Annotated in this window: 19 protein-coding genes; 14 read left to right on the top strand and 5 right to left on the bottom strand. The window is 66.3% G+C overall.

Annotation, left to right across the window (positions count from 1 at the left end; translation table 11 throughout):
• Positions 1-162: 162 nt before the first annotated feature.
• Positions 163-1,041, top strand: a complete 879-nt coding sequence (locus HY699_12605) for a CoA transferase (protein ID MBI4516644.1) — start codon at positions 163-165, stop codon at positions 1,039-1,041.
• Between the two features lie 53 nt (positions 1,042-1,094).
• Complete coding sequence (locus tag HY699_12600; GenBank protein MBI4516643.1) at positions 1,095-1,982, top strand: alpha/beta fold hydrolase; 888 nt, start codon at positions 1,095-1,097, stop codon at positions 1,980-1,982.
• A 22-nt stretch (positions 1,983-2,004) separates the two neighbouring features.
• On the opposite strand, the gene HY699_12595 is transcribed toward HY699_12600, so the two are convergent.
• The 3 genes from HY699_12595 to HY699_12585 all read right to left on the bottom strand — a co-directional run bounded on the left by HY699_12595 (position 2,005) and on the right by HY699_12585 (position 7,628).
• The gene (locus HY699_12595) at positions 2,005-6,264 is read right to left on the bottom strand and encodes a hypothetical protein (GenBank protein MBI4516642.1); all 4,260 of its coding nucleotides are present in this window, start codon (positions 6,262-6,264) and stop codon (positions 2,005-2,007) included.
• A 63-nt stretch (positions 6,265-6,327) separates the two neighbouring features.
• Positions 6,328-7,164, bottom strand: a complete 837-nt coding sequence (locus HY699_12590; GenBank protein MBI4516641.1) for an enoyl-CoA hydratase/isomerase family protein — start codon at positions 7,162-7,164, stop codon at positions 6,328-6,330.
• Between the two features lie 194 nt (positions 7,165-7,358).
• Positions 7,359-7,628, bottom strand: coding sequence for a hypothetical protein (locus HY699_12585; GenBank protein ID MBI4516640.1), 270 nt, complete (start codon positions 7,626-7,628; stop codon positions 7,359-7,361).
• Positions 7,629-7,723: 95 nt separating this feature from the next.
• On the opposite strand from HY699_12585, the gene HY699_12580 reads away from it, so the two are divergent.
• The 5 genes from HY699_12580 to HY699_12560 all read left to right on the top strand — a co-directional run bounded on the left by HY699_12580 (position 7,724) and on the right by HY699_12560 (position 11,471).
• Entirely contained in the window at positions 7,724-8,299 is a 576-nt protein-coding gene (locus tag HY699_12580) for a CoA pyrophosphatase (GenBank protein ID MBI4516639.1), read from the top strand.
• A 76-nt stretch (positions 8,300-8,375) separates the two neighbouring features.
• Complete coding sequence (gene lepB / locus HY699_12575; GenBank protein ID MBI4516638.1) at positions 8,376-9,002, top strand: signal peptidase I; 627 nt, start codon at positions 8,376-8,378, stop codon at positions 9,000-9,002.
• Positions 9,003-9,106: 104 nt separating this feature from the next.
• Entirely contained in the window at positions 9,107-10,297 is a 1,191-nt protein-coding gene (locus HY699_12570; protein ID MBI4516637.1) for an acetyl-CoA C-acyltransferase, read from the top strand.
• A 196-nt stretch (positions 10,298-10,493) separates the two neighbouring features.
• Positions 10,494-10,910 carry a CoA-binding protein gene (locus HY699_12565; protein MBI4516636.1) on the top strand — a complete coding sequence of 139 codons (417 nt, stop codon included), beginning with the start codon at positions 10,494-10,496 and terminating at the stop codon, positions 10,908-10,910.
• Positions 10,911-10,937: 27 nt separating this feature from the next.
• On the top strand, positions 10,938-11,471 hold the full coding sequence (locus HY699_12560) for an NUDIX hydrolase (protein MBI4516635.1): 534 nt from the start codon (positions 10,938-10,940) through the stop codon (positions 11,469-11,471).
• Between the two features lie 117 nt (positions 11,472-11,588).
• On the opposite strand, the gene HY699_12555 is transcribed toward HY699_12560, so the two are convergent.
• Positions 11,589-12,443: a thioredoxin domain-containing protein gene (locus HY699_12555; protein MBI4516634.1), complete on the bottom strand. Its 855-nt coding sequence runs from the start codon at positions 12,441-12,443 to the stop codon at positions 11,589-11,591.
• 201 nt (positions 12,444-12,644) lie between these two features.
• Between HY699_12555 and HY699_12550 the strand changes: the two genes are divergently transcribed.
• The 7 genes from HY699_12550 (at position 12,645) to HY699_12520 (ending at position 20,356) form a co-directional block, all read left to right on the top strand.
• Positions 12,645-15,227: a hypothetical protein gene (locus HY699_12550; protein MBI4516633.1), complete on the top strand. Its 2,583-nt coding sequence runs from the start codon at positions 12,645-12,647 to the stop codon at positions 15,225-15,227.
• A 145-nt stretch (positions 15,228-15,372) separates the two neighbouring features.
• Positions 15,373-16,008: an SIS domain-containing protein gene (locus HY699_12545; protein MBI4516632.1), complete on the top strand. Its 636-nt coding sequence runs from the start codon at positions 15,373-15,375 to the stop codon at positions 16,006-16,008.
• Between the two features lie 22 nt (positions 16,009-16,030).
• On the top strand, positions 16,031-17,059 hold the full coding sequence (gene rfbB, locus HY699_12540) for a dTDP-glucose 4,6-dehydratase (GenBank protein MBI4516631.1): 1,029 nt from the start codon (positions 16,031-16,033) through the stop codon (positions 17,057-17,059).
• Between the two features lie 73 nt (positions 17,060-17,132).
• Positions 17,133-18,047: a decaprenyl-phosphate phosphoribosyltransferase gene (locus HY699_12535; protein MBI4516630.1), complete on the top strand. Its 915-nt coding sequence runs from the start codon at positions 17,133-17,135 to the stop codon at positions 18,045-18,047.
• Positions 18,044-18,424, top strand: coding sequence for a cupin domain-containing protein (locus tag HY699_12530; GenBank protein MBI4516629.1), 381 nt, complete (start codon positions 18,044-18,046; stop codon positions 18,422-18,424). Before HY699_12535 ends, HY699_12530 begins: the two co-directional genes overlap by 4 nt.
• A complete protein-coding gene (gene gmd / locus HY699_12525; GenBank protein MBI4516628.1) occupies positions 18,421-19,389 on the top strand; it encodes a GDP-mannose 4,6-dehydratase in 969 nt (322 codons plus the stop codon). Before HY699_12530 ends, gmd begins: the two co-directional genes overlap by 4 nt.
• Complete coding sequence (locus HY699_12520) at positions 19,352-20,356, top strand: GDP-mannose 4,6-dehydratase (protein MBI4516627.1); 1,005 nt, start codon at positions 19,352-19,354, stop codon at positions 20,354-20,356. Before gmd ends, HY699_12520 begins: the two co-directional genes overlap by 38 nt.
• Here HY699_12520 and HY699_12515 read toward each other — a convergent pair.
• Positions 20,344-21,987, bottom strand: coding sequence for a DUF1302 family protein (locus HY699_12515; protein MBI4516626.1), 1,644 nt, complete (start codon positions 21,985-21,987; stop codon positions 20,344-20,346). The two genes, HY699_12520 and HY699_12515, sit on opposite strands and share 13 nt — an antisense overlap.
• Between the last annotated feature and the right edge of the window lie 533 nt (positions 21,988-22,520).

Here is a 22,520-nt window from a genome sequence, read left to right as displayed (position 1 = left end):
CAGGCACCAAGGCTCTCTGGATCGGGCTGCCACGCATGGACGACATCGCCGAGTTCTTCAAAGTCTTTGCCAAGCTTGCTGAAGGACCCTAACATCTCACGTCACCGTGTCCAGCGAACACTTCTCGGGCAGGATCAGGTCCTAGAGGGCTTCCGGCCCGGTGTGAGCCAGCGGCTCGGCATCGACTACGCTAGGCTCAGCGCCATCAATGAGCGACTGATCTACTGCGCGATCACGGGCTACGGCCAGGATGGCCCTTACCGCGACAAGGTCGGGCACGACCTGAACTACTTGGGCTACGCCGGCGTACTCGAGTACATCGGCGCGGCCGGTGCTCCACCCGTGCTGGCGGGTGTGCAGATCGCCGACATCGGTGCCGGCTCGTTGCTGGCCGTGGCCGGCATTCTCAGCGCGGTGATCGCGCGGGCGCAAACCGGCCGCGGCCAGTTCGTCGACGTCGCCATGCTCGACGGCGCCTTTGCCTGGAACGTCTATCACCTGCTCTTGTACCAGCTTTCGGGGCAACTGCCGCAGCGCGGCCGCGAGCAACTCACCGGGCACTACCCCTGTTACGCGATCTACCAGACGAGTGACGACCGCTACCTGACAGTCGGTGCCTTCGAGCCCCACTTCTGGGCGACGCTGTGCCGCCACTTCGGCCGTGAGGACTTCATTGCATCTCAATGGGCCGGCGGCGAGAAGCGCGACGAGATGTTCGCCTTCTTGCGCGCCGCCTTCCGCCGCCGGACTCTGGCCGAGTGGCTGCATGAGCTGGGTGATCAAGCCATCTGCTTAGGCCCGGTCAACCACTTGGATGAGGCTCTCGCCAATCCGCAGCTGCGGCATCGCCAGATGGTGGTGGAGTTGGAGACGGCGGCCGGCCGCAGTCTGGCGCCGGGGATCCCGCTCAAGCTTTCCGACACCCCCGGCGCTATTCGCACCCCGCCCCCGGGTTTCGGTGAGCACACTGACAGCGTGCTCGGCTCACTCGGATTCGGCACGGCAGAAATCGCGCAGCTGCGTGCCGGCGGTGTGGTGTAGCGCGACGTGCCGTGGTTTTTGCTTTCTAGTTGCGGTCGGGTAGGGTGACACGCATGGAGACTGTACCGGTTCACTTCTTCAGTTGCGGCAGCAAGTGTGCTGCGCTGGTGTGGCGGCCCGACGCCGGCGGCAGCGAGCGGCCGCGTCCCGGCGTCGTCATGTGTCACGGGTTCACCGGCATCAAAGAGTGGTTGCTGCCGCCGTTTGCGGAAGCGTTTTGCGCCGCCGGCTTCGTGGTGCTGACGTTCGACTACCGAGGTTTCGGACAAAGCGAGGGTGCGCGCGGGCGCCTGGTGCCGCTCGAACAAGTCGAGGACATTCGCAACGCCGTCACCTTTCTCGGCGCTCAGCCCGGTGTCGATGCCGAGCGCATCGGCCTGTGGGGCACCAGCTTCGGCTGCGCCAACGTGGTGCAAGCAGCGGGCATCGATCCCCGGCCGTGGTGTGTCGTCGGCCAGGTCGGCTTCGGCAGCATCCCGCGCCGGATGCGGCTGAGCAGTACCCCCGAGCAGCGCGAGCTGCTGCGCGTCATGCTGGCGCAAGACGCGGTACAGCGGGTCAGCACCGGGGTCTCGCAGCTCATCGATCCCGGGACGATCCTCAACGATGAGCAGTCGGTGGCGGCGTTCGCCCAGGGGCTCGCGGCACTGCCGCAGCTGGCCACGCAGCTACCGCTCGAAGCGGTGGAACGGATCATGGAGTACGAGCCCGAGCAGGTTGTGCACCGCGTCGCACCGCGGCCGCTGCTGCTGATCGGCGCCCGCTACGACACCGCGGTACCGATCAGCGAGCTGGAGTGCCTGTACCGCGCGGCCGCCGAGCTGAAGTGCTTGGAGATCCTCGACATCGGCCACTACGAGATTTACGACCTGCCGCACCGCACCACCGCGATCAATCTCGCCCTCGACTGGTTTCGCCGCTTCCTCACGCCCCGCCCGTGAGCGCGCACCCCCGGGCGGGCGGTCAAAGCTGCCGCACTGGCTGGCGGCGCAGCCGGAAGGCGAAGCTGTTGACGCGCCGTTCGTCGAGCGGCGTGCCGTCGTCGTAGTAGAAGTAGAAGGGGATTTCTTTACGATGGCGGAGCAGACTCTCCTCGACCAAGGCATTGTCACAACCCCAACAGCTGGTCATGACGACGCCGTCGTAGCGCGCAGTCTTCCAGTGACGCAACACGCTGCCAACGGCGAGGGCGGCGCCGCCGACGGTGGCGGTGTCCAGGATCGGCTCGGTGCGCCGCAAACTCGCCTTCACATCCGGCGCCGGCAGCCAGGGATGCTGTCTGCGGGCCAGTGTGTACAGGCGCCGGCGGATGGTCACCATGAGTGTCTTGTAGATCAGAATTTGCCGCCGGTCGGCGCTGCGGCCGAACAACAGGTGCGGCTGCACGCGCGCGAGGTATTCCAGGAAGTCGCACATCGGCTCAACCACCGCGCGCACGCCCTTCTCGCTCATCCGGCGATAGATGCCGCCGTTGGCGAAGTCGTTCGCCTTGGTCAGGATGTCGCCGGAGACGAAGACCGTCCGCCAGCGATCGCCCGCTGGACGCGCCGGTTCGAGCCCGCCGTACTCGCGTGCGGTTCGTTCCAGCGCGGCGGTGACGGCGCGCCACTTGCCGATCAGGTCCGCAGCGCTTGCCCGCCCGTTGCGCACGCGCTGTTCGATGATTCGCAACACCTCATCGCAGCCGGCGCGATAGATGTCGTCGGCTTGCCCGGGCTTGGTCTCGACGGCGAGATGGTAGACCTGGAGCTGCCTGAGGATGTCCAGCGCTGCCAGCCCGGCCCACAGGATCGCCGTCATCGCCGGACCACCGCCAACGCGCAGCCCGGTCACGGAGACGCGCTCGTCGAGCCCCATTCTTTCCACGGAAAGCCTGTCTTTGACGTCGAACACGCCGGCGCGGCACATCTGCCCGGTGATTTGCATCAGCCGCGTTTCCTTCTCCGGCGGGTTCTTCTCCAGGTACTCGCGGAACGCCCCCCAGACCAGCTGGTAGGAAAGGCACTCCTTGCCCGAGCAGTCGCGCCGGCCGCAGGCGAAGTTGTCGTAGGAGAGCGGCGGCGCCGCCACCGCGTCGTAGCCGAAGCCGCGGTAGACGGCGGCGAACGCGGCGCCGAAGTACTCCACCGCGCTCAAGAAGACGTAGCGCACGTTGCGATCCATGTACCGGCTCCGGCGCGGAGCCCGGTCCAGGTACGAGAGCAGCTTGCGGTTGTCGGGCAGCGCGCCGGAGCCGCTCCGCGCGATGAACTGCCGCACCGACTGCAGAAAGGCTTGAATGCGGGTGACGAAACCGGCGGTTCCCCCGTGGCCGTCGCTCTCCAGAATCGTGTGCGGGTAGCCTGCGAGCAAACCTTGAAAAGCTTGCTCGACGAACGAACCCGGCCCACACCCGAAGGAGCACAGCAGCAGCGGAAAGACGTCTCCGGCCGCGCGCGCGCTGGCCGCAGCTCGCATCAGCCGGTTGGGGTCGCCCCAATAGACCTTCTTCATGGCTGGGGTGGCGGGATCGATGGGGAAGCAATCGATGGGGAGCGCCAGCGCGCCGTTTTGCCTTAACAGCAAAGGAATCGTGGCGTTGACCGCGGGGTCGTGAATGACGTGCAACTGGCCGCAGAGCAGTACCATCGGAACCGCGTTGGCGCGCGCGTAGTCGATGGCCTGCTGCCCGATTTGCAGCAGCGCGCTTTGATACCGCTCCTGTGCCCGCGCCGCTTCTTCGACCGCACGAGGGACGCCGGCAGGGTCGATCCCCAGCGCGCCGGCCACGCTCCGTATGCTGTCGAGCAGCTCCGCAGCACGCAACCCGCGCGCGAACGAGAGCCGCGGTCGGACCACGGTGACGTTGCGCTTCCGCGCTTGCAGTGACTGCTGGATGATTTCGGGCATGGCCTGCTCGGTGACGCAGCTTTGCCCGCCGGGGCCGTCGGGCTCGGCGACGTCCATGATCTTCGGAAAGAACAGCAACTCGGCGTCCGTATCACAGACGGCGTGGGCGATCTTCACCGGCCCGCAAGAATCGAAGCTGTGGCACAACTGCTCGCCGCGCGCGAGCGCACCGCTGTCGGACCGCAGTAGCCTGACGGAAAACCCGAGCCGGTTAGCGAGCGTCGCCAGCCAAGGAATGTGTCCGTAGGTGGCTCCGGTCTGCGGAATTGCCAGCACCCGGCCGGGGATTGTTTGCACGAAGCTGGCGATCAGCGCCGCGCGTTGCTCGAAGGGGTTGGGCGCTTCCTTCTCCAGCTTAGGCTGCGTCTGGGTCGAGATCTCGAACTTCGGGCAGGCACCGCCGGAGATCGCGACCCGGGCGTCACCGGCCACCGCGATGGTGGTGCGCTCGATCGGGCACAAGGTCTGGCACTTCGAGTCATTGCAGCGGAAGGTCGAGCGGGCGGTGATCTCGGCGCGCAGGACGGCTTCCAGCGACAGGGCCGCTGCCGCGCGAAGCGTGTCCGCAGCGATCCGGTCGGCAACACACAGACCGATACCCCACGCCCCCATGGCCCCGGGGTTCGGCGGCACCACGATGTCACGATCGGTGACGGCGGCGAGCGTCCACGCTAGCGCGGGGTTGGCGGCCGGCTTGCCCTGGAAGAAGATCTTCTTGCCCAGCGTTCGCTGACCCATGACGCGCGCGAGGTAATTGTTGACGATCGAGTACTGAAAGCCGGCGAATACATCGGCGAGCTCGAAGCCGTCTTTCAACGCTTCTGAAGCCGCGTCGGCGACGTAGACGGTGCACATCAGACCAAGGTCGGGCGGCCGCGCGGCGCCGGTTGCGAGCCGGATGAATTCGCCGATGTCGTTGACGCCGTAAAAGGCGGCCTGCTCCTCGATGAACGACCCGGTGCCGGCACTGCACGCCTTGTTCATGTCGCTCTCGATGATCCGGCCGCCCTGAAGGCGGATGTACTTGGCATCCTGGCCGCCGATCTCGATCACCGAGAGGTCGCCGCCGGTATCGCCGTCGCAGCGGTTCGCCGCGGTGGCGTGCGCGATGATCTCGTTGAGAACGACGATGCGGTCGGTGTCGGGAAAAACCGCCCGCAGCAGCGTGGCCACTGCTTCGCGGCCCGAGCCGGTGACGCCGATGGCGCGCACGTCGGGAACGCTTTGTTCCAGTATGGCCTCGACGAGCCGGCGGGCCGCGTCCACCGGGTTGCCGCGCGTGCGGTCGTAGACGTCGAGGACCGGCTGTCCCGTCGCCACCGAGGTCAGCACCGCCTTGGCTCCGGTCGAGCCCAGGTCGAGTCCCAGAATGCTTGGCCGGCGGGCCGCTTCCGGATCGGCCGGAGGTTCCGGCATGATTGTCACCCGGTGTTTCCACCGGCCGGCGGGCTCGAGGACGGCAAAGCGTTTCTTTCTCGACTCGACCACCTCGCGGGGGTTTGGGGGCAGGCGGCGCGCGTCGCCGTTGGCGACCTGCTCGGCCGCGATCGCCGCGGCGCCGAGCGCTTCGAATGACAGCGAGTGCGGCGGAATGCGGACCTTGCCGCCCAACAATTCTTCGAGCGACTGCTTGAAGGATCGGATGCGGGAAGGACCGCCGACCAAGTAGACCGGCCCGTCCACCTGATTGCGCGCCAGCAGCGCCCGCACGTTGCGGGCCAGCGAAGCGAAGTAGCCCTTGAAGAGCTCCCCTTTCGGCTGTCCCTGATTGGCGAAGTGCGTCATCTCGCTCTTGGCGAACACGGAGCAACGGGCGGTGATCGGCGTGGCCGCCTGCGCCGCCAGCGCCAGTTCGTCGGCCTCCTCGATCGTGAGTCCGAAGCGGCTGGCCATCCGCTGAATGTTCTCTCCCGCACCCGAGGAGCACTTGTCGTTTTCGAGATACTGGTAGAGCCGCACCGCCCCGCCGCCGTTACTCGACGGGCCGGACGGCCTACGGCTGAGGACTCCGTAGCCGCGGGCGCCGACGCTGACGAGGTTGAGCGAGTCCTCGAGGGTCCGATCCATCTCCAGCGCGGCTTCCTGGCACGAGTCCTCCGGGAGAACGTGCACCGGAGCACCTAGCTCAGCGGCGTACACACCGGTCGCTGCCAGCACTGCGCAGTCCGCCACCTGTTGTTCCCGGTACCACTGCTCGAAGCGATCGAGCGGCTTGCCGTGATGCGCTGAGCACTGGAGGTTCTCGACGACCAGGCCGCCGCCGTCATCGATGCGCGCGACTACGAAGCTGGCCGAAGCCTTGCCCAGATCACACCCAGCTACTCTGCGACTCATCGTCATCCTTCCTCAAAACGCCCGGGCCACGCCCCAAGTTGGCGGTAGCAGCATAGCCTGGCGTTACGACTCGGCGAGCGCGCTCCAGACGTCGTCGAAGCAAAGCTTCTCCATGGCCGGTGTTTGCATGCCGTTCGCCATCGCCGCAGCCATGCGGCGGCGGGCCTCGGCGGTTTGTGCCGAACGGAAGAAGATCTGCTCCTCGCGGGCGAGCGCGTCCTCGATGCCGGCGTCGGCGATGGCAACCGCCTCCTTAGCTAGGGCGATGGCTGCGGTGGGGAAAGTCGCAATGCGGTAGGCCAGCGTGTTGACGAAGCCGGTAATATCCTCGGGCGGCAGCGTACGGTTGACGTAGCCGTAGCGCTCGGCGACGTCGGCCGGGAAATCGCCGCAGCCGAGGATGATCTCGAGCGCGCGCCCGCGCCCTAGTAGTCGCGGCAACCGCACACAGCCGCTGCCGCCGGGAATGATGCCGACGCCGACTTCGGGTTGGCCGAGCACCGCTCTACCGAGGGCGGCGAAACGCATGTCGCAGGAGAGCACCAACTCGCTGCCGCCGCCGCGGCAACGACCTTCGATCTTGGCGATGGTGGCCTTGGGCATGGTGCGAAAGCGGTCCACCAGGGCGTGAAACACGCCGAGTTTCTCCGGCCGCGGCGGCACCTCGGCCGGCAACTGCCGGATCAGGTTCAGGTCGGCGTGAGCGATGAAGAAGTCGGAATTGGCGCTTTGCAGCACCACGACCTTGACCGAGGAATCGGCTGCCAGCTCGCGGCCGGCGCGATCGAGATCGGCGATCAGCGTCAGATCGAGCAAGTTGATCGGCGGATGGTCGATGGTGACGAAAGCCACGCCGCGATCGAGGGCAACCTTCAAGCCGTTGTAATCGCTATAAGTCATGCCTCGCTCTCCTAGTGTCTGCTCTCCGACGACGCCCGCTCGGCTCAGGCGCGAGATGCCACTGGAGTTCCGACAATGCCAGTTGCGCAGCTTTCACGATATAGCAACGCACGCGGTTGCAGCACGGCGCGGGAGTAAGGAGTAAGGCTTCGGCGCGCCAGCAATCGTGAGTTACGAGTTACTGGCGCCGGCCGTTACGGCGCCGGGGCGAAGCGCGTCACCCGGTGGCCGGTCTTGCCTTTGGCGTCGGTGAACGGCTCGACGACGTTGCGGCCGCCGCATTTCGGGCAAGGGAAGTAGCGCAGCTCCCCGTCCTGGTTCGCGCTCCAAGCCAGGTCGACGTAGAGCACGTTGTGGTCGTCGACTTCGTAAGCGAGCAGGCCGCGGCAATCGGAATTGAGGCAGCGCAGCACCAGTATGTCGGCGGCTTTCTTGGCTTGGGGTTTTGCGGCAGTCGCGTCCATCGCCGCCAGTGCATACCAGAGTCCTCCGCCAGGCTCCACCGCCGCCGGGGCCGGTGGTGCTTGCAGCGGCGCCGCGCGGCGGGCACTCTGTCGGCATGGATCTCACCACCGTGCGCGCGCGGCTGCAGCGCTACCAGCCGGCCAAGGTCGAGCACAACGGCTACCAGCGGGCAGCGGTGGCCATGATCCTGCGCGAGCGCGGCCACGGCTGCGAGGTGTTGCTGATTCAGCGCAGCGAGCGGCCCCACGACCCGTGGTCGGGGCATATGGCGTTTCCGGGCGGGCGCCACGACCCTGAGGATGCCGATCTCATCCGCACCGCCACCCGCGAGACCCACGAAGAAGTCGGCATCGACTTGACTCGCACCGGCCACCTCATCGGCCATCTCGATGATCTGCAAGCCATCGCCCACAGCCGGCCGTTGGGCTTGATCATCCGACCCTACGTGTATGCGCTGGCCAGTGAGGTCGAGCCCGCGCCCGATCAGCGGGAAGTGCGCGCCACCGTCTGGATGCCGCTGGCGCACCTGACCCGCGCCGAGGCCGCCGGCACATACACCTACGGCGACGGCGGCAGCGGGCAGCAATTTCCCGCCTTCGTCTATCAGGGCTACACCATCTGGGGACTGACCCATCGCATGCTCAGCGGTTTTCTCGAGCTCATGCGTTAGCCACCGCTTGACCCCAGAGGCGCCGGCCGGAATCATGGGCGCCATGAGTATGCCCCCAGAAATGGCGAGCGGGGCGATGCGCCCGCCAAAGTCGCACCTGCGGCAGAACATCGAATCGATCGCGTTGGCGCTGGTGGTGGCCTTGCTGGTGCGCTCGTCGGTGGTCGAAGCCTTCTGGGTACCCTCCGGCTCGATGCTGCCGACCATCCAGATCGGCGACCAGCTGTTCGTCAACAAGCTGGCCTACGCGGTGCGGGTGCCGCTGCTGGGGACCAAGCTCTTCAACACCGGCAGCGTGCAACGCGGCGAAATCGTGGTGTTCGTCTCCCCGGTTGACGGGCAGGATCTGATCAAGCGGGTGGTGGCGATCGCCGGCGACACGGTCGAGATTCGCGACAAGCGCTTGTTGGTCAACGGCCAAGCCGCCGCCGACACTTACGCGCAGTTCTCCGATCGCCACCACAAGGACGCGCCGCGTGACCGCTATGGCCCGGCGGTGGTGCCGGCGGGCAAGTTCTTCGTGCTCGGGGACAACCGCGATCAGAGCTACGACAGCCGCTACTGGGGTTTCGCCGACGTCGAAGAGATCAAAGGCCGCGCCATGTTCATCTACTTCTCATGGGACACCAAGAATTGCTGGCCCAGTTGGACACACCTGCAGTGCGGCCCGCGCTGGGGCCGCTTGGGCCACGTGCTGCGCTAGAGCGACAGGCAATTCCGATTCCCCCCTTGCATCTGCGCGGCGCACTTGCGAGACTCGGTCGCCTGCTGGCGCAACCAATCACGAAGGAGAACCGATCAATGCCCATGCGTGAAGCTGTTGTCGTTGCCACCGCCCGCACCGGAATGGCCAAGTCGTTCCGTGGCTCGTTCAACCTCACCCGCCCCGACGATATGGCCTCGCACTGCGTCAAGGAGATGATGAAGCGGGTGCCGCAGCTCGATCCGCAAGAGCTCGAAGACGTGGTCATCGGCACCGGCTTTCCCGAGGGGCCGCAAGGCTTCAACGTCGGCCGCAATGTCGCCGTCGCCGCCGGCCTGCCGATCACGGTGCCGGGTGGAACGGTGAGCCGCTTCTGCTCCTCCGGCCTGTACGCCGTCGCCGTGGCTGCGCACATGGTGCAAGTCGAAGGCGCCGAAGCCGTGATCGGCGGCGGTCTCGAGTCGATCACCATGCTGCAAGGCAAGTTCAACAAGGACAACCTCTTCAACCCCTGGCTACTCGATCACAAGAAAGACATCTACATGCCGATGGGCATGACCGCCGAGATCGTCGCCGAGCGCTACAAGGTCAGCCGCCAGAGCCAGGACGAGTTTGCGCTCGCCTCCCAGCAGCGCACCGCCGCCGCGCAGAAGTCGGGCAAGCTCAAGGATGAGATCGTGCCAATGACGGTGACCATGGAAGTCACCGACAAGGCCACCGGCGAGAAGTCGACCAAACAAGTCACCAGCGATCGCGACGAATGTAACCGCCCCGACACTACCCTCGAAGGCCTGACCAAGCTGCCGCCAGCCTTCAAGCCCGAGGGCGGTACCGTGACCGCCGGCAACGCTTCGCAGTTCTCCGACGGCGCTTCGGTGAACCTGATCATGTCGGCCGAGCGGGCTAAGGCGCTCGGCATCAAGCCGCTGGGGTTCTTTCGCGGCTGCGTGTTTGCCGCCTGCGAGCCGGATGAAATGGGTATCGGACCGGTGTTCGCGGTTCCCAAGCTGCTCAAACAACACGGGCTCAAGATCGCTGACATCGACATCGTCGAGCTGAACGAGGCGTTCGCCTCGCAGGCGGTGTATTGCCGCGATCGTCTCGGCATCGATCCCGCCAAGCTCAACCCCAACGGCGGCGCGATTTCGATCGGACACCCGTACGGCATGACCGGCGCCCGCCTTACCGGCACGCTGCTGCTGGAGCTGCAGCGGCAGAAGAAGCGCTGGGGGATTGTCACCATGTGCATCGGCGGCGGCATGGGTGCCGCCGCCCTGTTCGAGGCCGTCAACTAGCGCGGAAAGTCAAATCCCAACCACCGGCACCGGAGATCACAGAGTACATCGCAGAGCGAGGCCCGTCTTCATGGGTCCCTCTTCGCTCTCGGTGTCTCGGTGGTGAAGTCTCTTGCTTTGAGACTGGACGGCGGCATAGGCTACGCAAAGGGCCGCGGAGCTGCCGTGTATCGGCGGCTGCGCGGTGTGTCCCTCCGTGTTCACCAATCCTCCCGACGATGTGATTCGCGCGCTGCTATCGCGGCGGTTGACCATCGCCGTTGTCGGCTGCTCGCCTGATCCCAAGCGCGACAGCTATCGCATCGCACAGCTGCTACTGGAGCGCGGGCACCGGGTGTTGCCGGTCAACCCGAACGCGCACGAGATCCTCGGGCAGTGGGCCTATCCCGACTTGCGCGCGCTGCCGCGGCCGATTGATCTGGTGGATGTCTTTCGGCGCTCGGAACACGTCGGCCCCATTGTCGATGACGCGATCGCGATCGGGGCGGCTGCGCTCTGGCTGCAACTCGGCGTGATCGACGAGGCCGCCGCTGCGCGCGCGCGGCGGGCCGGGCTGACAGTGATCATGGACCGCTGCCCGGCGATCGAGTACCAACGCTTGCTCGGGCCGTGAGCGCGAGCTGCACCGACAGGAGAACAAATGGAGTGGGAGCTACTCAACGCGGAAGAGGTCGTGCGCTGCCACGTCTTCAACTTATGGCGACACCGCAGCCGCTCGCCGCGCACGGGCGAGGTGCATGATTTCGATGTGATCGAGTCGCGCGACTGGGTCAACGTCGTGCCGATCACCACCGATCAGCAACTGGTCTTAATCCGGCAGTACCGGCACGCGATCGCGGCGGTAACGCTGGAAATCCCCGGCGGCATCATTGACCCACAAGATGCTTCGCCGCGGCACGCCGGCGCGCGCGAGCTACTGGAGGAAACCGGTTACGCGGCGGCCGAACTCCTGCCGTTGGGGGTGATCCATCCCAACCCCGCGACTCACACCAACCGCTGCCACATGTTCTTGGCGCGCGCCGCCCGCCCGGTGTCCGAGCCGCGCTGGGACGGTACTGAAGAAATCGCCGTGCAGCTGGTGCCGGTGACCCAGCTGGCGCAGCTGATCAGTGAGGGCGCCATCACCCATGCCCTGGCTGTTGCCGCTTTGTTGCTCGCCCAATCACATTTGTAAGTGCCCGCGCCCGCAGGCGTGGACACCGCTAACATATTGCCGGAGGAGGACTGCCCCTGCCCCGGGGCGGACGATCGCCCGCACCCCCGGGGCAGCAACAGGGCTAAAGAACCGCGGTCACTTCTGCGAGGCCAGCTCGTCATCGATGATGGCCTTGAAGGCCGCGGCCGGCTGCGCGCCGCTGAGCAGTCGCCCGTTGATGATGAACGCGGGTGTGCCGTTCACACCGACCGACGTGCCTTCCTGTTGGTCGGCCTTGACGAGGTCGGCCGTCTTCTTGTTGTCGAGGCAATCGTCGAACTGCGCCTTGTCGATGTTCGTCCCCGCCATGTACTCGTGCGACTTCTCTTTCAGGTTCTGTGGGTTGACGTCGCGCTGGTGATCGAAGAAAGCGCTGTAGAGCTTCCAGTAGGCCGGCTCGTTCTGCTGCCGCGCACACTCGACCGCCACCGCGCCCAGCTCAGCCCAGGGGTGGAAGTTCAGCGGAAAGTGCTTGTAAACGAACCGCACCTTGTCGCCGTACTCCTTGAGGACCTCGTTCTCGACGGTCTGGTAGCCGCGCGCGCAATAGGGGCATTGGAAGTCGGAATACTCGACGATGGTGACCTTGGCGGTTTCCGGTCCTTTGATCGCGCGGCCGGTCAGGGAGATCTTCTTCATCACCGCCTCGAACGGGTTGACGGTGAGATCTTCCACCGAGCCGAAAACGGCGTAGCGGCCGTCACTGGAGAGCAGGAAAGGCTGCTTCTGGTTACCGACCTCGATCACCCCCTGCCCCGCGCCCGGGATGGGTGAAGCCTTGAGATCGGTCACCTTCGGGGCCGCGCTCGCGGGCAGGTTGACCTTCTTGCGGAAGTAGCCGACCACCTTGTCGGCATCCTCCGGTTTGGGCGCCACGGCTGTTGTTGTCGCGGTACAGCCGGCCAGCGCCAGCAGAACGGCGGCGCCACTACAGCGGATCATTCGCTTCATACGAGTTTGCTCCTCTCTGTGTTGGGGTTATGCGCAACCCAGTGTTCAACGGGCGCCTACGCTGCCAGCCTTTGCCCGGGGCGTCAACCCTCGCGCCGCACTGGCTGCACCGTGCAGGTCTCGGCAAATCTCGCCGATGCGTTGACAGACGGGCTCGGCTCCCCGTATCGTCCGCCTGCGAACTTCTGGGTGTGGACGTAGATGCGCTCGCTCCTGTTTCTGCAGCGAATCATCCGACGGCTGTTGGCCGTTGCCGCGGTGTCGCTGGCGCTAGCCATCGCCGCTGTCGCTACGATGGCGTACCTGACCGTCTCCGGCCACAGCCTCCAGGCATTGCGCGCGGCAACCGCCCAACTCGGGAAGTTAGCCGCCGGCCAGCGTACGGAAGCACTGGTGCTGACCGCCGCCGTTTATCCCGAACAGCGCCGCCTCGAGGGCCATGCACACCTCACCATGCGCAGCCTTCAGGACCAGCGCCGGCGCTTCTACTTCCTGCTCAACAGCGGCCTCACCATCCGCCGCGCCGCGGTTGCCGGCAGTCCGACACCGGCGGCGGTGCACCAGTTGTGGATGATCACGGTGGTTGACCTAGGCCGGCCGCTGGCGGCCAACGAAACCGTGGAGTTGGAGTTCGATTACGATGGCCAGCCCGCGGCCGGCCTAGGCATTGATGCCGGGTTGCTCGACGCCGATCACGTGCTGCTCAACGTCGACGACTTCTGGTACCCCAGCGACGTGCAGAGTTTCTTTCAGGCCGAGGTGATGGTGACGCTGCCGGCACAATTGACCGTGGTCCACAACGGCCACGAGCTCTCGCGCTCGCAGCGCGGCGACCGGCAAGCCCTACACTGGCGCAGCCAGCGGCCGATCGGCGGCATGGCGTTGGTGGCCGGCCGCTACCGCCGCTTCGCCGCGGTGAGCGAGAAGGTTGCGCTCCAGCTTTACCTCGCTGATGACGTCAAGCTCGATACCGAGCACGTGCTCCGCGATATGGCAGAGGCGAACCGCACGCTGGCTGCGCGTTTCGGCTCCGCCGGCTTCCCGCAGCTGACCCTGTTCGTCAACCGGCGCATTCGCCGCGGCTTCAACGACGGCTCCGGGCTGATGGGGCTGTCGCTGCGCTACTTCCGCCGCGGCGAGTACGGCTTCGCCACCGTCGCGCACGAGATCGCGCACAACTGGTGGGGCGGCACGGTGGCCGAGCAATGGCTCAAACCCGGGACCGGCGGCGAGTGGATTGTCGAGGGGCTGGCGGAATTCTCCAGCCTGCTGGCCACCGAAGCGCGCTGGGGCGATGACGGCCTGACGGCCCGTCTCGAGGAGGAGTTCTTCGACCCGGCACGACAGGCGGCGGTTGCCGACATGTCGGTACTCGACAACGCCCTAGCCGAGGCCACCGCCCGGGACACCATCTACCGCAAGGGTGCGTACGTGGCGATGATGTTGCGGGCCGCGCTCGGTGACGCGCCACTGCAGCGCGCGCTGCAGCAGTTTATCGAGCGCTTTCGCTACACCCAGGTCACAGAACGTGACCTCGAAGCCGTGGTGCGCGAGAGCAGCGGGCAGGACGTCGGGCAGTTCTTCGCCGATTGGGTGCGCTCCGACAAGCTCGCCGACCTCGCCCTGGAGCCGGCCGGGACGGCCCAAGTTGACGTGCTCAACCGCGGCGCCGCCGCCGTCCCCGGCCCGATTGCGCTGTGGGTGTTCGGCGGCGCCGCGCCGGAGCGGCGCACGGTGACGACCGGCGAAACGGTGGCGTTGCCGAGTGCTAACGCGGTGGCCATCCTTGACCCGCTGCTGGTCTGGGCCGACATGCTGCGCTTCAATAACCGCACGCCCCGCCAGCCGGCGCCGCGCTTCGTCGCCGTCAACGTCCGCGGCGAGCGGCTCGTCACCAGCGGTGAGCAGCACCCGGCCGCGCCCGCCAGCTTGAGTCGCTACGCCGCCGACGGCGCGCTGGCGCACACCTGGGAATTCGAGCGCGGCGTGATCGAGCCGCCGAGCTGGTCGCGCGACGGTAGCCGCATCATCGCCAGCACCTCCGAAGCCAGGGGCAACTGGCCCGCGATCGTGTCGCTCAACGCGGTCGACGGCAGCCGTGCCGTAGCCGGTTACGGCGCCAGCCCGGCACCCGGCGGCAACGGCCAAGTCTTCGCCGCCCGCGGTGATCAGCTCGTTCGTTTCGACCCCAACGGATCACGCCGCATCGCCCGGCATCGCGGCCATACCGTCGAGACGCCGGTGCCCTCGCCCTCGGGGCAATGGGTCGCGTACGCCGTCACCCGCGCAAACCAGTTCCAGCTGCGCCTGTGCACCGGCGAGGGCGCCGGCAACCGCACGCTGCTGAGTTGGGACCGCGATCGCATACTGCTGCGTTGGGCACCGGATGAATCGCGCCTGTATCTGGTCATCGGCGGCGACTGGGACTGGCAGCTCTGGGAGGTGCCGCTGGAGCCGCATGCGCCCGTGCGGCAGTTGGTCCGCGAAGCCGCCAGCATCCGCGACCTGGCGCTGAGCCCGGACGGCACAGAGCTAGCGATTGCCGCTGCGCCGGCGCTGGTTGGGGCGCGCCCGCGCCATCAACTCTATGTCCTCGATCTTAAAGCCGGCGCGGCCAAGGCCCGCGACATAGCCGGTAGTGATATCTGGCACCTCGCCTGGGAGACGCCGGCGGCCGTGCTGGCCGTGACCGCCGCCGACAATTCCCCCGTGGTGCCCGGGGCGCGCTCCTTGCGGCGCGTGCACCTCGAGAACGGTACCGTGGACGATCTCAGCGGTCATTGAGCTTTGCGCAACTAATCAAACCACGAGCGCAAGAGGGATCAGCCGGCGAGGCACAGGGAACCGAGGCCGCCTGGCCGGGGTGTGCCGGGGTGTGAGCCCCCGCTTGACCCGGTATGGACCACGCGGCTACAAAGCGGGCGTCCCTATGGATGACCTGCGGGCGTATCTCGATCGGACGGCGGCCCTGGCGGGGCAAATGCCGCTTGCGGCCATCGAGGCCGTCATCCAGCGGCTGATCGAGGCCGGCGAGCGCGACCAGGCCATCTTCGTCATGGGCAACGGCGGCAGCGCCGCCACCGCCTCGCACTTCGCTAACGACCTCAGTAAGGGCGACGTCGGCGGCTCGGCTCGCCGACTGCGGGTGTTGGCGCTCACCGACAACGTGGCGCTGATGACCGCCTGGGCCAATGACACCGCCTACCAGCGCGTCTTCGCCGAACAGCTGCGCAACTTTGCCCGGCCGGGTGACGTGGTCATCGGTGTCAGCGCCAGCGGCCGTTCCGCCAACGTGCTCGAGGCAGTGCGCCTCGGCCGCGCCCACGGCGCCTGTACCATCGGCTTCACCGGCCAACACGGCGGGGACCTCAAGCAACTGGTCGATCATTGCGTCCAAGTCCCCAGCGACAACGTGCAACACGTCGAGGACCTCCACCTGGTCGCCTTCCATCTGGTGTACTCGCGACTGCGGGACACTTTTCTAACCCGGCCGCACGACGGCCGGCATAGCGGCGGCAACGGCCCGGCGGCTCTGGCGCCGGGGCCAACGAACGGACCCGGGTAAGTGCTGTGATGCTTAGAGCGTTATGAGAATTCTGGTAACCGGCGGCGCGGGTTTCATCGGCGCCAACTTCGTCCGTTTGCTGCTCGCTGAGCATAGTGACGACGAGGTCATCAACCTTGACCTGCTCACCTACGCCGGCAACCTGGAGAATCTGGCCGGAGTGGAGAACCACCCGCGCTACCGCTTCGTGCGCGGCGACATCGCCGATCGCCAACTGGTGGGCGCGCTGCTCGATCAAGGCATCGAGGCCGTGGTCAACTTCGCCGCCGAGTCGCATGTCGACCGCAGCATCGCCGACCCTGACGCTTTTCTGCACACCAACGTCGCCGGCACGCTGGCGCTGCTCGACTGCGCCCGCCGTGCCGGGGTGAAACGCTTCGTGCAGGTGTCGACCGACGAGGTCTACGGCAGCTTGGGACCGACCGGCGTGTTCACCGAGCAGTCGCCGCTGCAGCCGAGCAGCCCCTATGCCGCCAGCAAGGCGGCCGCGGATCTGCTGGCGCTGTCGTTTCGCACCACCTACGGCCTGCCGGTGATGGTGACACGCTGCTCGAATAATTTCGGGCCCTATCAGTTCCCCGAAAAAGTGATTCCGCTGTTCGTCACCAACCTCCTCGATGACCAGCCGGTGCCGCTCTATGGCGACGGGCTCAACGTGCGCGACTGGATCCACGTCGCCGACCACTGCACCGCCGTCGCGGCGGTGCTGCGGCACGGGCAGCCGGGCGAAGTCTACAACGTCGGCGCCCGCTGCGAGCGCACCAACCGCGAGCTGACCGAGCTGATTCTGGCCGAACTCGGCAAGCCGCCGGCGTTGATTCGCCATGTCACCGACCGCCTCGGCCACGATCGCCGCTACGCCATGGATCCCGCCAAGATCGAGCGCGAACTGGGCTGGCGGCCGCGCCACGAATTCCGGCAGGCTTTGCGGCAGACGATTGCCTGGTATCGCGATCAACGTTCGTGGTGGGAGCGCATCAAGAGCGGCGCCTACACCGATTACTACGAGCGCATGTACGGCGAGCGGTTGCGCCAGGGCCTGCCCGCGTGAGCCGCAAGCCGCGCCTTTACTCCTCATGAGCACAGTTCGCGACCAGCCGCTGAGCCCATCCGCCCGCGACCCCATGGCCGGCGCTCCCGCGCTCGCGGCCGCGCCGCCGTCGTCTGTGTTGGACCTGATCCAGCTGCTGCGGCCGTGGCAGTGGCACAAGAACACCGTGGTCTTCGCCGCCTTGATTTTCGCCAAGCGGCTGTTCGTGGTCCACGACGCCGCCCGCGCTACTGCCGCCTTTGCGGTCTTCTGTCTGATCGCCAGCGGTGCCTACGTCATGAACGACCTGCGGGACTGCGAGCGCGACCGGCAACACCCCGACAAATCGCGCCGGCCGCTGCCTGCCGGTCGCGTCGGCCGCGGTGCGGCGCTGGTGCTCGCCGCCGCGCTGGTGGCGAGCGGCGTCGGCGGCGCGGCCTTGCTCGGACTCGGCTTCGCCGGCTTGGTGGCGCTCTACTTCGCCCTGCAGGTGGCCTACACCTTCCAGCTCAAGGATGTAGTGATCCTGGACGTGATGGCGATCGCCGCGGGCTTCGTCATCCGCGCCATCGCCGGCGGCGTGGTCATTCACGTTCCGGTCTCACCCTGGTTGATCATTTGTACCTTTCTCGGGGCGCTCTTCCTCAGCTTCGGCAAACGGCGCCACGAGCTACTGCTGCTCGACGAGCGGGCCACCGAGCACCGCACCAGCTTGCGCGAGTACAGCCCGTACTTCCTCGATCAAATGATGTCGGTGGTCACCGCCTCGACGGTGGTGGCCTACGCCATCTACACCGCCTCGCCGGAAGTGATTCACAAGCTCGGCAGCGACAAGCTCTACCTGACGATTCCGTTCGTCCTGTTCGGCATCTTCCGCTATCTCTACCTCGTGCATCAACGCGAAGAGGGCGGCAATCCGACGCAGCTGCTGCTCACCGATCGGCCCCTGCTGGTCAACCTCCTACTCTGGGTGCTGACTGCCACCGCCCTCATCTACATCGGCGTATGAACGAGTCCGCCGTCACGCACGCGCGCCGCGTGGCCAAGCCGTGGGGTTATGAGCTGATCTGGGCCCACACCGAGCGCTACGCCGGCAAGATCTTGCACATCGAGCAGGGTCACGCGCTGAGCTACCAGTATCACCGGCAGAAGGACGAGACCATCTACCTGCTGTCCGGCCGCTTGCAACTCGAGGTCGCGCAGGGCGACGAGCCGCCGCGCCGCCTGCTGCTCAGCCCCGGGGACAGCTTCCGCATTTACAGCGGCCTGCGGCACCGGATGGTGGCACTGGAGAGCTGCGACGTGTTGGAAGCCTCGACCCCCGAACTCGATGATGTGGTCAGGCTGCACGACAACTACGGCCGGGCCGGGAGCAGCAAACCATGAAGCGAGCGTTGATCACCGGCGTCACCGGTCAGGACGGCTCCTATCTGGCCGAGGTGCTGTTGGAGCAAGGCTATCAGGTTTACGGCATGGTGCGCCGCGCCAGCACCGAGAACTTCGCCCGCGTCGAGCACTTGCGTGGCCAGATCGAGCTAGTGCAGGCGGACTTGCTCGATCAGCTCTCGCTGATCACCTTGTTGCAGCGGCTGCGCCCGCACGAGGTCTACAACCTCGCCGCGCAGTCGTTTGTGCCGACCTCGTGGGAGCAGCCGGTGTTGACGGCCGAGTTCGACGCCATCGGCGTCACCCGCATGCTCGAGGCGATTCGGCTGGTGGACCGCAACATCCGCTTTTATCAAGCCTCCTCGAGCGAGATGTTCGGCAAAGTGCGCGAGGTGCCGCAAACCGAGACCACCCCATTTCATCCGCGCAGTCCCTACGGCGTGGCCAAGGTGTACGGCCACTACATCACGGTCAACTACCGCGAGAGCTACGGCCTGTTCGCCTGCAGCGGCATGTTGTTCAACCACGAGTCGCCGCGGCGCGGGCGGGAGTTTGTCACCCACAAGGTGACCGATGCCGCCGCACGCATCAAACTCGGGCTCGCCTCCGAGCTGCTGCTGGGCAACCTCAATGCCCGGCGCGACTGGGGTTACGCCAAGGACTACGTGCGCGCCATGTGGCTGATGCTGCAGCAGCCGCAGCCGGACGATTACGTGATCGCCACCGGCGAACAGCACACCGTGCAAGAACTGGTGGAGGTGGCCTTCGGCCACCTGGGCTTGGACTGGCACCGCTACGTCCGGGTGGACCAGGCCCTGACCCGGCCGGCGGAGGTGGAGGCGCTGGTCGGCAACGCCGCCAAAGCGCGTACCCGTCTGGGCTGGAAACCATCAGTGACCTTCGTCGAGCTCATCGAAATGATGGTCGATGCCGATCTCACCGCTCTGCGCAGCGGACACGCGTAGCGGCCGGCGCATGCGTGCGCTCATTACCGGCGCCGCCGGCTTCGCGGGCCGGCACCTGGCCATGCACCTGGCGCGGCAGGGCGACGAGGTCTTTGGCCTGACGCGCGCGACCGCGCCGCCGATCGCGGGGCTGGCGGCCGATCATCTGCTGCACGCCGAGATCGCGGATGGCGCGGCGGTCGCGCAGGCGGTGGCGGCAGCGCGGCCGGCGGTGCTGTTTCATCTCGCCGGGCTGACCTTCGTGCCCCGCTCGCACGACGATCCGACCGCGGCCGTTCGCACCAACGTGCTCGGCACCATCGCGGTCTTGGCTGGCGTGCGCCAGCAGGCGCCGCGCTGCCGCGTCGTCGTCGTCGGTTCGGGAGACGCTTACGGCCGGATCGAGCCGGCGGAGTTGCCGATCACCGAGTCGTGCTGTTGGCGACCGCTGAGCCCCTACGCGGCGAGCAAGGCCGCGGCCGACCTTGTTGCTTACCAATGGGGGCAGGCTTACGGACTCGACATCGTGCGCCTCCGCCCGTTCAACCACACCGGGCCGGGGCAACGGCCCGATTTCGTCTGCGCCGACTTCGCCCGCCAGCTGATCGCCATCGAGCGCGGCCTGCGGCCGGCGCGCTTGACGGTCGGCAACCTCGAAGCGGTGCGCGATTTCAGCGACGTGCGCGACATCGTCGCGGGCTACGAGTTGGCTGCACGGCAGGGGGTTAGCGGGGAAGCCTACAACCTCTGCTCCGGGGTCGGGCGCCCGATTCGTGCGATTCTCGATGAACTGATCGAACTGAGCGGCGTGCGGGTTGAAGTGACCGTAGCGGCCGACAAGCTGCGGCCGGTTGAAGTGCCACGAGTGGTCGGCAGTGCGGAGAAGTTACATGCTGCCACGGGATGGCGGGTTGCCATCCCGTGGCAGCAGACGCTGGCGGATCTGCTGGCCGATTGGCGCGCGCGGCCGGCGGCTCAGTTGAGCTGATAAGTCGCGCGCAGCGACACCTGGCGCCGGTCGCGGAAGAAGCCGGCCTGCGCGTAGTCGCCGCCGATCTCGATGAAATCGAGCCGGAACAGCAGCCAGTCGGTCCAGCGATAGGTGACCGACGGCAAGATCGCGTAGGTGCCGCGGGCGTTCTGGATGTAAGTGATGCCCGGGCTCAGCCGGCCGTGCAGGTAATCGGTTTGCAGGTGCGCTTGGGCGAAGGCCTCGACTTTCTTTTGCTGCACGAAGTCGTTGGGGTCTTGGCCGGAGGTGCCCGGCTTGTTTTGGCCGTTCATGCGATAGTCGTGGTACTTGGTCTCGCTCAGGTTCCAGGAGCCGACCATCGCCGTCACCAGCGTGAAACTATTGGTGGGGTTGAGGAAGCGCAAGAAGAAGAAGCGATCAAAGCCGAGTTCCCAGCGCAGGTAATCGGCCTTGGGCAGGCTACCGACGGCACCGAAGGGATCCGGACCGCCGATTCCCAGGTTCACCTCCGGCGTGAAAGCAGGCTCGTTGTCGAAGTACTCCGCTTCCATCCGCACGATGCCATCGAGCGGCTCGAGGAAGAACGTTCCGGCCACGCCCGTCACCGCCGTTAAGTCGTGGACCGTCTCAACGACGAACAGCGGTGCCTTCTTCGGCCGCGGATTCTTCTTCGGCACCGGCGCGTTGGGAAAGTGCGTGTAGTACCAGGCGCTCAAGGTGAGCTCGCGGTTGACGACGGTCTGCACCCGCACGCCCCAACGGCTGTTGTCCATGCGCTTGCGCGGGACGTGGTCGAACAAAACGAACTGCTGATTGATCGGACCGAGTTGGCTCTGCGGGTCCGCGCCGCGCACCGAGAAGGGGCTGGCGGTTTGGATCGGAATCGTGCCGGTGTTGACGTCGAGATCACCCGGTACCCAGTAGCCCTCGATAAATCCGCTGGAGAGCGGTCCGAGGGTGTCGAAGAGGTTCATGCTCGTGCGCACGGTCCACAGTGGGATACGCGCCTCGTCGAGGTCCTGGAAGATACCGGGCGCGCTCAGGGTGACGTCGAAGGGGTTGTTTTGATCGAGCAAGGCGATGGTATCCGATTCGCCCCAGGAGATGGCCTGGCGGCCCACACGCAGGAAGAACGGTCCCTTACCGTAACTCAGATAGAGCTCGTTGATGCGGCGCTGGCTGGCGTAGATGTCGCGCGGATTCTTCACCTCGTGCCCGGGGAAGATATCGGCGAAGGTTGCCCCGTCAGCGTTGAATTCGGCACCCTCCAGAACGAAGGCGGAGCGGGACGAGGCGAGGTAATTCGGGTAGGTGCTGTTGACCCGCCGTCGCGCCTCGTCGAACTGGCTGCTGGCGTAATCGTAAACGCCGTCGTAGAAGCCCCAGCCGGCCACGCGCAGGCTGAGGTCGTCCGGGGCCAAGAAGCCCAAGCCGCCACCCTTCATCCACGAGGTGTACGAGGTCAGCTTGGCATCAAGCTCCGGGTTGTAGAAGTTGCGATGCTGAATCAGCTGGCCCGTCTTGACGGCAGGGATGGTGTCGGTCTGTGAGTTCTCCAGCCGGATCGCCGCCTGGCTATAGATGCGGGCGCGGAAGCTGATGTTTTGCTCTTCGTCGAGGTAGAGCGCACTCGCGTGACGTGCCACGCCGCACGCTAAGAGTGCCCCCAATACCCACCACCGTCTGCCAGAGGTCGTCGTCTGCCACATGCGCGTCCCCCTTTTGCTACCGGCACAGGATGCCGGGATACCATCTCAAGCCACCGGCGCGGCAGTGATGCTCGGTGCCCCCACCGGTAATCACCTTGCCGCCGTAGCGGACACCAACTCTCACTCGACCCGGGCCCAGCCCTGGGTCAAATGATTGACTCGGCGCTTTTAGACTTCCGGGCGCAAGCGTGTCAAGCCAAACTATCGGCCAATCCGGGTCTGGGTGTGCGACAAATCTGTGGGTAACGTGCAGCCAACCGGGCAAATCCTCACCAGTCTGACGGTACTGTGTACTGTCAGGCCGAGGCCCATGGCCGAAAGGGACGCAATTTGTCATTCCCGCGAAAGCGGGAATCCACGGCACCGGGCTCGCTACGACCCGCCAGCGCTACACGATCTCGTCATAGAGGTCTCGCCAGTCCGGGTTCGATCAGCTCGATCTTCCAGGCGCGGCGCCACTTCTTCAGCTG

This window comes from Deltaproteobacteria bacterium (genome assembly GCA_016210005.1).
Classification (GTDB): domain Bacteria; phylum Desulfobacterota; class Binatia; order HRBIN30; family JACQVA1; genus JACQVA1.
The sequence above is the reverse complement of the archived record's forward strand: the minus strand, read 5'-3'. Positions and strand labels throughout refer to the sequence as shown.